The organism is Flagellimonas sp. 2504JD1-5 (assembly GCF_053618295.1).
Genome location: NZ_JBSIOU010000001.1, coordinates 176,315 through 190,465, shown reverse-complemented (window position 1 = coordinate 190,465; position 14,151 = coordinate 176,315). Strand labels below are relative to the sequence as shown.

Sequence of the window (14,151 nt, the reverse complement as noted above, 5' to 3'; positions counted from 1 at the left end):
TATTTTGCAATGTTGGTGTAATTGGAAAAATAAAAAGTAGAAAATGAGCAGATCTGTTGCAATACTATTCCTGTTTCTCATGGGCACTAAGTCAATGGCCCAATGCAACAGACAAATTTTGGAATTTGAGTTTGAAGGCGTAAAGTTAAACGGAGTATTAAATCTTCCGAAGGATCAAAAGCCCAAGGGAATTGTACTGATTATTCATGGATCAGGAAAAACGAATGCTGTAGCGCAGGAATGGTATTCAGATATAAGAGAAACAATTGTAAAAAGAGGTTATGCTACTTATTTGTGGGATAAAATGGGGTGCGGTAAAAGCGGCGGCACTTTTAACTTGAACCAGTCAATCCAAAACAGTGCATCTGAGGTTATAGCTGCCATTAATACTTTGAAAGAAAAGCAAATAGTAGGCTCTGATAATATTGGTTTATATGGGGGTAGCAGGGCTACTTGGATTAATCCAATCGTAATAAACCAATATAAAGGTATTCGGTTTTGGATTTCAGTGAGCGGTGTGGATGATAAGGAAAACTTCAGTTATCTGCTTGAGCAAAACCTACGAATCGATGGACTACCTAAAGACTCCATTGACCTGATTGTTGGTCAATGGTTAGAGGGAGTAAGGCTCGCTCACTCAGGAGCAAGTTTCGAAACCTATATGAACGCCACTAAGGATCTCCAAAAGAACCCATTTTGGTCTCGATTTGTTCGTGAGAATATGGGTGCCATGGATGAGGAAGCATACATCAGTTTTCAAGAACCTCTCATGAAAGAAAAGCTGGACAAAGACACTGGTCTGCCGGTTTACATTGAGGACTTTGATTCGATCTTATCTAAAATAAAGGTTCCTGTTTTGGCCTTATTTGGAGAAAATGACATGAACGTAGACTGGAAAAAAACCAAATTACTATATGAGAGGACATTGGCAGATAATACGAACCTGACAACAAAATCATTCCCCGATTGTAACCATAATATATTCGAATGCAATACCGGAGGTTTCTATGAATTCCAGGACAACAATTTGCCTTACAAGAGATGCGAGGGATTCCTCGACGCTATTGAAGATTGGTTAAGTGAAAGATAATAACTGCCTCAACAAAAGCTACCTGTCATTTACTGCTAAACAACGGGACAAATGCAGGGACAAGACCGATAAATGCAGCCATAAAACGGGTTCCAATTATTTATTGTCTAAATGTGAGGAATCTTGATTGTATTTATCATAAGACTTATAGTACTCTTCCAAGGTCATATTATGTGACTCAAAGTGCTCATAGGTGTTGGTAATTTTTTGAATCAGATCTATTCGGAACACCCTAAATGCTTTTCTAAGTCTACAATAGGCGATCAGCAACCATTTCTCTTGGGTGCTGTAGAGGGCAAATGGCTCGATGCTTCTTTTGGTAAAATTTTGATCTAGGGACAGGTAGTCAATTTCCAATACCTCAAAATTGGTGATGGCGGATTGAATACGCATCAAATAATTACTGGTTTTATGATTGGAATAGTTGTCAAAAAAATAGATGCGCTCCGTAAGTAAGCTCGCCTTGTCTTTTTGGGAACCTTTGAGCAGGGCCTTGATTTTTAGGATGGCTTCGGAATAATGTTGCACAAAAGAAGTGTCCTTGTTTTTTGATATCAGCTGTTCGGCAGTTATTAATGCGTTGGCCTCATCTTCTGTGAACATGACAGGGGGTAAGTGGTACCCTTCCATCATGGAATATCCCTTTCCTTCCTCTGTGACAATGGGTACGCCTGATTTTTCAAGAGTTCGAATGTCACGGTATATAGTCCTGACACTAACGTTGTGCTTTTCGGCAAGCGTTTTTGCTGTAACAATCCTTGAGGATTGTAATTGTGTGAGAATCGCCGTAAGTCGTGAAAGTCTTGGTTTTTCTTCCATGCTACTAAGATTCCGAATTCTTCTTCTTTTTATATAATTGAAAATAACCCCAAGCGGCAACGCCACCAATGAACGAAAACACGGCCAACATCCAAAACACATGTTGATGCCCTTCTATCCCCGGTGAGTTATCCAGAAGATAACCCATGGCCGGTCCGGCAAAAATATCTGGAGTATAACCTATGAGCGAAATAAGCCCAACCGCTGTTCCTGTAAGGATCAATGGGATTTTGCCTTCTTTCATCACTGCAAAGTAAAGGGAGCGTGCTGCATAAACTCCAGCTGCTACTATTAAAATGGAAATAAAAAAGAGCAGTGTTGTCGAATTTGAAATTATGCCCGTAGCAAACAATAAGGCTCCGAAAAATGAAACCACAAAACTAACAAACAGCCAGAAAGTGGTTTGTGTACGATCGGCCAAAACCCCAATCAACACCCCAATCACTGGACGGACAAATAATAAAAAAGTGCCTACTTGTGCCGATTCAACTTGATCATATAACATCACATCTTGTGCGTATAATGAAAAAACATCCGTGATTTTATAGCCAACGTACGCACAAAGAATAATAATCATGAGCAACCATACCGAAGGTAGACGGGATACTTCTTTTATTTGTGAAACGGTGATTTTATCTAGGACAATTTCTTTTTCCCGTTGACGATCCATTTTCATAAAAAACCAAACCAATAATCCTACAAAGGCAACGATACCCGAAGAAACCAGAATCACCTGCTCAAAGGCCGCTTTGATTTCCAAATCGTTGGCCCTGGATATTTCCGAAGTGATGAAAAAGGAAAATATAAGCACTCCCATAGCTCCAAATAGAGCACCAACTAACCCTCGACCGCCATCCAAAAAGCCAAATGCCTTTCCCTGTGAAGTATTTCCACCCCAAACCCGGGTTGCTTTGATCATGGGTGCCCAGAACAAGAAAATGGTGGTAAACCCCCAATATCCATACAATATCTTTAATGTGTTGTAGCTGGGAAAAGTTGCATAAACCAAACCACCCAAGGCAGTCATCCATAGCGCTACTGCAATTAATTTTCTTGGAGGGAACTTGTCGGCCAAAGGACCTCCAAAGAGATAGGATATCAAGGCCACTATGCCATATACTGAGAAACAAAGGCCTAATTGTACATTGTCTAAACCGAATACTTCAAGAACGGTAGGCCTAAAGACCCTGGAGAGCACAAAAGGAAGGATAAATACAGATTCCCCGGCCAAAATGAGTAATAAAAGGAAGTGCCAAGGGGCTTTTTTTTGATTCATGGAGCTTTGTGGACTGGATTTTTAAAACCGAATCATAAATATAGTGGTTTAAAAATAGCATTAACCCCTAAAAGGAAACGAACAAAAAACTATAAAATGAAATGAATTTAAGCCTTGGCCGTCAAGGATTTAAAAAACACAAATCCGAAGCCCAAAAACAACATTAAATGAAAAGGAAAAAGTCCGAAATCATTAAAAGGTACGGCAAGGTACATTCCAAATAGGAAATAAATCATCAATGCAAATTCTATTACCATATTTGGGGAAAGCTTTTTGGCCAAATACTTGTTGCCCTTCCAGCTATCCGTAAGATTATTGATGTTGAATTTTGGTGTTCTTACAAATTCACTGCGCTTGCCCAAATGACCTTCCAAAACAGCAATGGAGTTGTGGAGTGAAAATCCTAACGCCACTGAGAAAAAGGTAAAGAACAGTTTAATGTAATCCACAAAATTGTCAAAACTACTGCCCTGAATACTTTTATAAGTAAACCAATAGCAGATAAATAGGATGATCGTGCTGATGATAAAGAAACTAGTCACCTCAAAAACCCATCCTAAATGGCCATAGGTATTTTTGATATAGAGCATGGGGATGCTCAAAAGCGCCACTATAAAAACGCATAGGAACATAGAGCTGTTCAATAGGTGCATTACACCGTGGAATTTAGTTTTGAAAGGAATATTTTTAGCTGATACAACACTCCAAACCGATTTTTTGAAGTTTTCGGCTCCACCTTTGTTCCATCTAAACTGTTGTGAACGGGCTGCGCTGATCACCACCGGAAGCTCTGCAGGTGTCTCTACATCTTCCAAATATTTAAACTTCCAATTTTTTAATTGAGCACGGTAGCTCAAATCCAAATCTTCGGTAAGGGTGTCGCCTTCCCAATTACCTGCATCTAGGATACAGTCTTTTCTCCAGATTCCAGCGGTACCATTAAAGTTGATAAAATGGCCTTTTGAATTTCTTCCCACCTGCTCCAGCGTAAAGTGCGCATCCAAAGCAAAGGCCTGTATTTTGGTAAGGGTTGAATAATCTCTGTTAATGTGTCCCCATCTTGTTTGAACAACACCTATTTCTTCATCTTTAAAATAAGGAACGGTCTTTTTTAACCAATCGCTTTCCGGAAGAAAATCAGCATCAAAAATGGCAATAAAATCACCTTTGGCAATTTCCAAACCTTCTTTTAATGCTCCAGCTTTGTAACCTTGTCGGTTTTCTCTTCTGATATGGGTTATATCTAGACCGGTTTCCTTTAGTTGCTTTATTTTTTCCCCAGTGTCAATGACAGTATCATCGGTGGAATCATCCAAAACCTGTATTTCCAACTTACTTTTTGGGTATTCTATTTTGGATATGTTTTCCAACAGGCGTTCCATAACATACTCTTCATTGTAAACAGGAAGTTGAATGGTAACGAACGGAATTTCCTTGGGATCTAAAAGGTTGAATTTTGGAGCTTCTTCGTTTTGTCTCTTATTACCCAAATAATTCACCAAAAGGTTCAATTGCGCAAGGCTATAAAAGAAAATCAAAATTAAGGCCGTACTATAAATAGCGATAATTAAAATAGCGATAGTTAGTCCCATATTATTTTAAACTGTATTTAAATATCCAACCTAGGATTTTTATGCCTGCAAATATAGTACCTTTTACCGTACCAGACACTTTTGATACGCCTATTCTACGTTTATAACGCACTGGTACTTCGGTATATGACATTTTTTTTCGAAGGACTTTTAACTGCATTTCCACGGTCCAACCATAGGTTTTGTCCTGCATCTCCAATGCAATGAGCTTGTTATATTTTATGGCCCGGAAGGGTCCTAAATCGGTAAACTTTGCCCGAAACAACAAGCGCATTAAAAAAGTGGCCAATTGGTTACCAAAAACCTGTTGCGGGGTCATGGAACCTGGTTCACGGAGTGATTTTTTCCGTGCGCCGACCACAAAATCGATGTCCTTTTCCAATATCGGAGCCACCACTTTATCCAGTTCTTCTGGATAGTCGGAGTAATCTCCGTCAATAAATACGATAATGTCGGGCTGTTTGGATTGTTCGGCGATGTAATCCATTCCTTTTAGGCAAGCAAAGCCGTATCCACGTTGATTTTCGGTGAGTACGGTTGCCCCAGCTTTTTCCGCATTTTCCACGGTATCGTCCGTTGAACCATTATTGACAACGATAACCTCTGAAACAGATTTTGGTAGCCCTGATACAACTTTCCCTATGGAATCTCCTTCATTAACCGCGGGAATGATAACCTTGATTTCTGCCATTTATTTTAGATCGGACAATTTATTTTCTTGTTTAAAACTGCTGAAGTCGTACCACTCTTTAACTTTTTTACCATGGCTATATTTTTCCGCGGAGGTCAGTTTTTCATCTTTATATTTTAAACAATACCCATTTTTCACACCTTTTTGCAGCTGACATTTGTGGTTTATTTTTCCATTTTCGTTGTAGAACAACCACCACATGCCCATTTTTCCTTCTTTATAATGCCCTTCCATTTCTGGTCTTCCATTTTGGCCATAAAAATACCAATATCCAACCCTTAGGTCATGTTTATAATGTCCTTTTTCTTTTATTTTTCCGTTGGAATGATAAAATTTCCAGAAATCTTCTTTGGATTCATCTTTTATCCAACCTTCTGATTTCAGGATACCGTTGGAATGATACTCCCTTGTGTATTCCTTTTTTGAAATGATGAAAGCGCTGGTAAAAATCAGACTTATCAGTACAAAACGAAGCATCTTATTTTTTATTCACCAATTGCATCAAATCTACATCATTGCCCAACAATACCTGATTGCTGTCAATTCTGTTTTGCAAAGGGCCGTTTTCCAATTTTAAAACACCTCTTGGACAAACCGCAGAACAAATACCACATCCTACACAGCTTGAACGTACAATGTTTTCACCTTTTTGGGCATAGGCACGCACGTCGATTCCCATTTCGCAATAGGTGGAACAGTTACCACATGAAATGCACTGACCTCCATTTGTTGTAATTCTGAATCTTGAGAAAAGGCGTTGCTGAAAGCCCATTATGGCAGCCATGGGGCATCCAAAACGACACCATACCCTGTTACCGAAAATGGGATAGAAGCCTGTTCCAATAACACCTGAAAAGATACTTCCTATTAAAAATGAATACGATTTGCGCAATGTTTCCGATTTGAACAAAAAGACATTGCCATCACCACTGAAGAAATGCATCCCGATAAGTGCCATGATAATTACGAAGTAGCCTATTGCTCCATATTGTGCATCTTTTTGCAATTGCTCTCGTTTAAACAACATTACCCAGCCAAAAACTAAGGTCAGTAATACGGTTACTCCGATTAAAAAAGTACTTTTGGTCAACCAATATTTGCTGGTATCAGTACCTAAATAGGAGTAAATAACTGCTGTGGTCATCAAAGTGACAAATACAACAACACTGTGCACCACCCAACGCTCCACATTCCAGGCTTTCACCGTTTTGTCACTTAATTGCCTGAAAGAATCTCCAGCAGTTTCAGCCAATCCACCACAGCCACAGACCCAAGAGCAATACCATCTTTTTCCATATTTATAGGTTAGGATAGGTGTAATCACAAAAACGGACAGGATTCCAAATATCAATAATGCCAAGCCAATATCCCCGGATGTTAAAAACGCTTTGATTCGATATCCTTCAAAATTGTAGTAATTCAAGGGCCATACATTTTTTAGGTCATAATATGGTAGGCTTCCCCCGTTTAAAATTTTATCGCCGTTTAAACGAGCCATCAATTCGGGAATGATGAATGCAAATGCTGTTTGAAAAAACATTACGCTTATGGTACGTATGCGTTCGTATCGGTTATGCCGATATTTCCACATGAATTTGATGCCGAAGGCGAATATGGCTACGGTATAGAGCGTTCCATATACAAACCACTGGCTAGCCGGATTGCCACTCAACATTTTACTCAATGGGTCGAAGAGGGCAATTACACCTTTATTTTCACCTCCTTTGACCAAACCAAGATATTCTGGATAGAAGTAGAGAATAATATAAAAACCAGTCAAGGCGATTCCCGATATCCAACCCCAAAACCCTTTGCTGGAAATAGATTTGAACCAGACCCCATCGTTCTTGATTCCTGGAAGTTTTTGCGAATAGGCGTCCCAAGAAAACCAGATGGTTCCAAGGGTAATGGACAGCAATGAAACGGTCAGCCATAATCCCTTGTTCGGAAAACTTATGTTGAAAGCTGCCAATAATACAATTGCCAACCCGAACATTCCCAAAAGGGTGGCTAGTTTTTGGTTTCTACTCAATATTTTGGGAGGTTGCCCGGTAAGGGCCATACTTTTATCGTAAGTGCTCATTTTAGTTCTGTTAAGCAGTTTGGAAAATTCGTTTTAGGCTTCGCTTTTTGATCTTTATGGATTTGCCAAAATCCGAATTGTATTTGGATACAATTTGGGATTCATATTTTTTGTAGAACTCAGGGTCAAAATTGGCATCTGCCAAATACTCCATTACATGGTCAATATCTCTTTCTTCGGTAAGCCATCGGTCAAATACTTCATGACGCATGCGAATACCGAAGGTATTCAGCCCTAAAAACTGGTTAGTATCCTTATGAAAAGCTGCTGTAATACATAATTTTTCTTCGGGATGTCGCCAATGGAAATGCAATTCATGCTCTTTTCTTATTTTTTCGGAAAACACCCACCCATATGTTTGGTATTCTATATCCAAGAACTTTGCTGAATTGAACCAGTGCCCGGGCTTGTATTCAATTTTGTTTCCACAAATGGTCTGAGCCACAGTTTCGCCCATCATACGGCCTGTATACCATACAGCCTCAATGGGTCGCCTGTTTCCAATGGCTTCATGTTGTTCGGCACAATCCCCGATGGCATATATGTCTTTAACATTTGTTTCAAGGAATCTATCAACCTTAACACCTCGACCAAGCTCGATTCCAGAATCTTTAAGAAAATCGACGTTAGGCGTAACTCCGGCGGTCAATCCTACCATATCACAGGGGAGTTCTTCGCCTGTTTCCGTTATGATGACAGATTTGACCCTGCCGTTTTCATCGGCAACAATCTCTTTAAGATTGGTTCCTAATCGGAGATCTATATGATGATCCAAAATATGTTCATTGATCATGGCGGATTCGCCATTGGGCAAAACACCGTTCCAAAAACTTTCTTCGCGTACTAAAAAAGTAACCGGTATATCGCGGCTTCGTAACATTTCTGCCAATTCGATGCCAATTAATCCACCACCAACAATTACAGCCCTTTTACATACCTCTTTATTTGGGGCGTTTACTTCAAGTAAGTCCAAATCTTGTTTGGAGTATAGTCCCTGGACGCCATGAAGGTCTTGTCCCGGCCACCCAAATTTATTGGGCTTGGATCCGGTGGCGATGATCAGCTTGTCGTATTGGATTGCCCTAGAGCCATCAATCTGGAGTTGTTTTGCTTCGGCATCAACTTGAGTCACATAGCCACGAACCAATTCGATTCGATTTTTTTCCCAGAACCAATTTTCGTAGGGTTGAATGTGTTCAAACTGCATATGCCCCATGTAAACATACATTAGGGCTGTTCGTGAAAAGAAGTAATCCGTCTCCGCCGAGATTACTATAATTCTTTTGTCTGATAGTTTCCGAATATGGCGTGCCGCAGAAATTCCAGCGATTCCATTTCCGATAATTACAATATTCTCCATAGGATTCAATTGGTTGTTGGCTAATGTGTCGTGCTTAAATATATGAACTTAACACCACCCTTTAATTTAGAAAGAATTTAAATTTAATGGATTATTGTAAGGTAATTGGTTATTATTCGTACGTGTAACCTGTTGATTTATAAAATCTTAAATTAATCATAAAAAGTCTGAATTGATGTATGGACTGCAAAATATGGTCGACAGATGCCTCAGTTTTAATCGGCTAAATTTTTTAGAATGAATATAAAAAAAACACTGACCCTATTTACATTGGTAGTTTTCGTGGGCCAAAGCTGGGCTCAGGATACTACCGGATTTTTTGCCAAAGCTGACACCTTCTTCCAGACCTATGTGAAGAATGGAAGAGTGGCCTACAATAAGATCAAAGCAAATCCATCTGAATTGAACGAATTGGTCGAACAGGCCAAAACCATAAACATTTCAAAAAGTGATGCAGCCAACTACCAGGCGTTTTGGATTAACGGATATAACATTTCCGTAATAAAAGGGATAGTAGAGCATTATCCCCTTAAATCACCATTGGATGTGTCCGGTTTTTTTGATAAAACAAAGCACAATATCGGAGGGATGGAAATAACACTCAACGATATTGAAAACAAACTGCTCCGTGCCAACTTTCCAACGGAAGCAAGATTCCATTTTGTACTGGTATGTGCAGGTATTGGGTGTCCACCAATAATAGCAAAAGCTTATTTGCCAAATACTTTGGATGCGCAAATTCAACAACAGACGGAGTTGGCTTTGAACGACTCAAACTTTGTTAGAATCAAAGGAAAAAAAGTAAACCTCTCCCAAATTTTTGAATGGTATAAAGGTGATTTCACGCAAGACGGAAAAAGTCTTTTAGACTTTGTGAATTTATACCGAAAGGAAAAATTGGACGGCAAGTCCAAGGTGGGATACTACCCATATGATTGGGCCCTAAATGAAATCAAATAATAAAAAGTAATACAACTAGCATGAAACAATTGAAAAGCCACATTATTGCGGCAGCATTTTTAATGTCTTCTTTGGTAACGTTTGCCCAAGATGACCAAACTGGGAGTAATATTCAAAATTTGACCCCCTCCAAACTTATTGGAAAGGGACAGTGGGATATTAAATTATTCAACAATCTATATACCCAAGACGACAGTACGTTTGAGTCCGATAAGGGAATCCGACAAAATTTCTTTACTTCTACTTTGGAGTTGTTTACTGGAGTGTCGGATACCAAAAGGGTCAATGTAGGAGTAATTGCGGAGTATCGAGCAAACGGTCGAGATTTTCTACAGACTGATGGAAGTTTTGAAAGAAGAAATACTTCCGGGCTTACTTCAATTGCACCTTCTATTAAATTTGTTCCCTTTGGGAATGTGGGTAATTTTTCAATCTTAAGTTCATTATCTATCCCCTTGGTTAGTAATGAAAATGACGAGGATACAGGAGTATTCTTGGATCAAAAGGGATTTACTTGGCAAAATCGTTTCTTTTATGATTATACCTTTCCTGGGAAAAAATGGCAGTTGTTTACCGAGCTAAATACGGAGCTAAATTTTGGAGATAAGGAAGAAAGTTTTGCAAATAATAGTTTAAACCTGGTTCCTGGAGTATTCTTGAGTTACTTTCCAAGCTCGAAATTCACTGTTTTGGCCCTGGCCCAACATAACCAGCGTTTGGATTTGGGAAATAATTTCACACAGAACTTTACCGCACTTGGTGGTGGTGCAAAATATCAGCTTACAGATGAATTAAATCTTGAGATACTTTATACAAATTTCGTTCGTGGTGAAAACACTGGTCTTGGACAAACATTTAACATAGGATTACGGGCAGTGCTATAGCTTAAATCAGATAAAACAGTATTTTAGGAGTCTTAATTTTTTATCTATGAAAAGATTAGGGCTCTTTTTTTTGTGCTTACTCCAATTTTCATGCAATAGCCAGCAGGTAGAAAAAATCAATGGAGTGAGCTTTGTGGCGTCTACGGACAAAGTTGAGCAAAAGCACGTAGATCCTGTTCTAAACGTAAATGCAAACTATGCAGCGGTGATGCCTTTTGGTTTTGCTAGAAATTTGAATTCTCCGAACATAATTTTTAATACTGAACGACAGTGGCATGGTGAAACTAGGGAAGGCGCCAAGCAATACATCCAACAGCTACAAAAAAATGGGATTAAGATTATGCTCAAACCCCAAATTTGGATTTGGAGAGGTGAGTTTACGGGAGATATGACGATGAATTCGGAAGCCGATTGGAAGATACTCGAAGATTCGTACCGTGAATTTGCGCTCACCTATGCCAAACTGGCCGAAGAAACTAGGTCAGACATATATTGTATAGGAACGGAGTTGGAAGAATTTGTTAAGAATCGACCACAATTTTGGATGAACCTGATTGATGAAATAAAGAAGATTTACTCCGGTAAATTGACCTACGCTGCAAACTGGGATGAATACACAAGATCCCCGTTTTGGGATGAATTGGATTTTATTGGGGTGGATGGTTATTTCCCGCTCTCGGAAAAACAACATCCCACTTTAAAAGATCTGAAGTTGGGCTGGCAACCGTGGAAAACCAAATTGAAAAGTCTGTCCGAAAAACATGATAAACCTATCCTTTTTACCGAATTTGGTTACCGAAGTATGGACTATACCGCTAAAAAGCCTTGGTTGGTTGATCGAAATGATATGGATGTAAATCTTGATGGACAGGCGAAGGCAACCCAAGTCGTTTTTGATGAACTTTGGAATGAAAAATGGTTTGCGGGCGGATTCGTTTGGAAATGGTTCATTCACCATGAGGTTTCAGGAGGAAGTGCGGACAATAGATTCACTCCTCAAAACAAACCTGCGGAATCCGTGATACAAAAATACTATTCAAGTTTGCAAGAATCCGGATTTTAATACGTCCAAGGACACATGAATTGGAAAAAGATTGTTTTTCTGTTAGCGTTGTATTCCAGTTCGGTGCTTGGTCAGAATATTGTTGCAGACATAAAGGTTCAAGGAAATAAAAGAACAAAAACTGCCTTTATAAAAAAGATTGTCAGACTCAAAGCTGGAATGAATCTGGATTCAACCTTGATCACAGAGGATATATACAGGTTGAAGCGACTGCCATCCGTTTCCCATGCGTATTTTCAAGTATTTCCTGCCAATGAGGAAGGAAGCTATAATGTGTTTTATGGAATTGAAGAAAACTTCACACTTATTCCATTTGCCAGTGTTTATACTTCAAACAATGATGAATTTGCCTTTAGAATTGGCTTGCAGGAATTCAATGTTCTGGGAAACAACATCACCTTGGGCGGATTTTACCAAAAGGATATTTTTGATTCGTTCGGAGCGCATTTGAGGGCCCCCTACCTGTTCAGTAATAAATGGGGGGTAGCTTTTAACTATCAAGATTTAACAACACAGGAACCCGTTTTTTTGCCAAACGGAACAGCTGATTATCGCTATAACAATGAATCTTTCGAAATACTGGGATTGTATGAACTGAACTTCAAAAACCGATTTGAGTTTGGAATGAACTTTTTCACGGAGGACTACACTTATCTTTCTGGCACAACCGACCCCAATGTTCCCCAGCAATTGAACGTGAACAAATATCTGTACAAGCTTATATACAACTACGATGGCATAGAATACTACTATCAGTATTTGTCTGGATTCAAAAGCAGTCTAAATTTTCAATACGTACATAGCACTAGCCAAATGCTTCCCGATTTTATCATTGGATTCAATGATTTTAGTTACTTCACCAGAGTAGGTCAAAAAGGTAATTGGGCCAATAGATTACGCCTGGGACTGGCCAGCAATATGGATACTCCTTTTGCACCCTTTGCGGTAGACAATAACCTAAATATTCGTGGGGTTGGAAATACCATCGATAGAGGAACCGGAGCCATTGTTTTTAATTCGGAATACAGGCATACACTAATCGACAAGGACTGGTTTGTATTACAGAGCAATGTTTTTGTTGATGGAGGGACATGGCGTAACCCAGGAGGGGATTTTAGTGATTTTGGTGATAGCCAGAATCTTAGGATTTATCCCGGAATCGGAATTCGATTTATACATAAAAAAATCTTCAACGCTATTTTTAGGATAGATTATGGCCATGGCATCACTCAAGATGCGTCCAAGGGTGTTGTCTTTGGAATTGGTCAATATTTTTAATTTTTACGCATTTCATCGATGATTTTTGCATTTCATCGATTTTCACCATATTTGCATAGCACCCCAGCATCAAAACTTAATTATGAAATTACTACCGGCACTTTTGTTGTGGGCATGCATGTCTTTCCCTTTATTTGGACAAACCGATTTTTATGATGTTGTTGCGGAACCAGGAGATGGTATCTATTCCATTTTGCGCAAACAAGGCCTTGACCCTGTAACCCACTATGAGACATTTTTAAAGGCCAATATGGAGAATATAAAAGATGGAAGTCAGCTGCATGCGGGGCGTACGTACAAAATACCTGTAGTGGACGATTCATTTAAGAAGACAGGGGTTAAGGTTCAATTGAAGGATGAGGAAGAAACGCCCATTTTCGATACAGAACTTGCAAACATGTCGTTAAAGAGCCGGACGCTGGGAAATGCCATCTATTATTTAATTCTTGAAAATCCTATGGGTCAAAATAAATTCATCGCGGACATTACCAATAATTTAGCCGCTTCGCTCATGGTGCATGGAGCAAAAGTGTACATTTTTGGGAGTGAAAAAGAAGATATGGAAAACATGACCCCTAAAGAAAAAATGGAGCAATACATCGAGGCAATCAACAAACGATATTTGCAAAATGCTGGAAAATACCAGCGATTATTGGTTATTCGGGCCAATGGACTAATTGAGAACGGCAAAATGGATGTTGCCGTTTATCATCATCAAAAAAGTGAGAATAGTCAACGTTTTGCAGAGAATATCCAAAAAGCCTTTAAGGCGAACAGTGTTTCCAGCAAATCCTACGAAGAAGCTGATCGAATTTTTGAGGACCAAAACAGTCTTTTTTTGGCAACCAATACCCTTCCAGCGATAAGTTTATTGACCATTGCGACCTATTCCAAAAACTCCAAAAAGGAAGGCATTTCGATACCCACCGACAAAAATTCCTTTACCAATTGGATCACAAGTGGTATTTTAAGGGATTATGCGGAGCTTACCATCGAAGATTAACATATCATTTTTATCAGCAAACAGCGCTAAATTTCTTCTGGCACTTTTTTGT

13 protein-coding genes are annotated in these 14,151 nt (G+C 39.2%); 6 read left to right on the top strand and 7 right to left on the bottom strand.

Going from position 1 to position 14,151, the window contains the following annotated elements:
* Nucleotides 1-43 precede the first annotated feature (43 nt).
* On the top strand, nt 44-1,090 hold the full coding sequence (locus tag ACULLG_RS00835) for an alpha/beta hydrolase family protein (protein ID WP_452124869.1): 1,047 nt from the start codon (nt 44-46) through the stop codon (nt 1,088-1,090).
* 96 nt (nt 1,091-1,186) lie between these two features.
* Here ACULLG_RS00835 and ACULLG_RS00830 read toward each other — a convergent pair whose 3' ends face one another.
* From ACULLG_RS00830 to ACULLG_RS00800, 7 genes are all read right to left on the bottom strand, one after another.
* Nucleotides 1,187-1,909 carry a helix-turn-helix transcriptional regulator gene (locus ACULLG_RS00830; protein ID WP_452124868.1) on the bottom strand — a complete coding sequence of 241 codons (723 nt, stop codon included), beginning with the start codon at nt 1,907-1,909 and terminating at the stop codon, nt 1,187-1,189.
* A gap of 4 nt (nt 1,910-1,913) precedes the next feature.
* On the bottom strand, nt 1,914-3,185 hold the full coding sequence (locus ACULLG_RS00825) for an MFS transporter (protein ID WP_452124867.1): 1,272 nt from the start codon (nt 3,183-3,185) through the stop codon (nt 1,914-1,916).
* Nucleotides 3,186-3,292: 107 nt separating this feature from the next.
* Nucleotides 3,293-4,777, bottom strand: a complete 1,485-nt coding sequence (locus ACULLG_RS00820) for a cellulose synthase family protein (protein WP_452124866.1) — start codon at nt 4,775-4,777, stop codon at nt 3,293-3,295.
* A 1-nt stretch (nt 4,778) separates the two neighbouring features.
* Nucleotides 4,779-5,468 carry a glycosyltransferase family 2 protein gene (locus ACULLG_RS00815; RefSeq protein ID WP_452124865.1) on the bottom strand — a complete coding sequence of 230 codons (690 nt, stop codon included), beginning with the start codon at nt 5,466-5,468 and terminating at the stop codon, nt 4,779-4,781.
* Complete coding sequence (locus ACULLG_RS00810; protein WP_452124864.1) at nt 5,469-5,945, bottom strand: toxin-antitoxin system YwqK family antitoxin; 477 nt, start codon at nt 5,943-5,945, stop codon at nt 5,469-5,471.
* A 1-nt stretch (nt 5,946) separates the two neighbouring features.
* Complete coding sequence (locus ACULLG_RS00805) at nt 5,947-7,551, bottom strand: 4Fe-4S binding protein (RefSeq protein ID WP_452124863.1); 1,605 nt, start codon at nt 7,549-7,551, stop codon at nt 5,947-5,949.
* Nucleotides 7,552-7,561: 10 nt separating this feature from the next.
* A complete protein-coding gene (locus tag ACULLG_RS00800) occupies nt 7,562-8,911 on the bottom strand; it encodes an NAD(P)/FAD-dependent oxidoreductase (RefSeq protein ID WP_452124862.1) in 1,350 nt (449 codons plus the stop codon).
* Between the two features lie 237 nt (nt 8,912-9,148).
* Between ACULLG_RS00800 and ACULLG_RS00795 the strand changes: the two genes are divergently transcribed.
* The 5 genes from ACULLG_RS00795 to ACULLG_RS00775 all read left to right on the top strand — a co-directional run bounded on the left by ACULLG_RS00795 (nt 9,149) and on the right by ACULLG_RS00775 (nt 14,099).
* Entirely contained in the window at nt 9,149-9,871 is a 723-nt protein-coding gene (locus ACULLG_RS00795; protein ID WP_452124861.1) for a DUF547 domain-containing protein, read from the top strand.
* A 20-nt stretch (nt 9,872-9,891) separates the two neighbouring features.
* Nucleotides 9,892-10,755 carry a hypothetical protein gene (locus ACULLG_RS00790; RefSeq protein ID WP_452124860.1) on the top strand — a complete coding sequence of 288 codons (864 nt, stop codon included), beginning with the start codon at nt 9,892-9,894 and terminating at the stop codon, nt 10,753-10,755.
* A gap of 46 nt (nt 10,756-10,801) precedes the next feature.
* Nucleotides 10,802-11,818: a glycoside hydrolase family 113 gene (locus tag ACULLG_RS00785; protein ID WP_452124859.1), complete on the top strand. Its 1,017-nt coding sequence runs from the start codon at nt 10,802-10,804 to the stop codon at nt 11,816-11,818.
* A gap of 15 nt (nt 11,819-11,833) precedes the next feature.
* On the top strand, nt 11,834-13,096 hold the full coding sequence (locus ACULLG_RS00780) for a POTRA domain-containing protein (RefSeq protein ID WP_452124858.1): 1,263 nt from the start codon (nt 11,834-11,836) through the stop codon (nt 13,094-13,096).
* 82 nt (nt 13,097-13,178) lie between these two features.
* Nucleotides 13,179-14,099, top strand: coding sequence for a hypothetical protein (locus tag ACULLG_RS00775; protein ID WP_452124857.1), 921 nt, complete (start codon nt 13,179-13,181; stop codon nt 14,097-14,099).
* Nucleotides 14,100-14,151 lie beyond the last annotated feature (52 nt).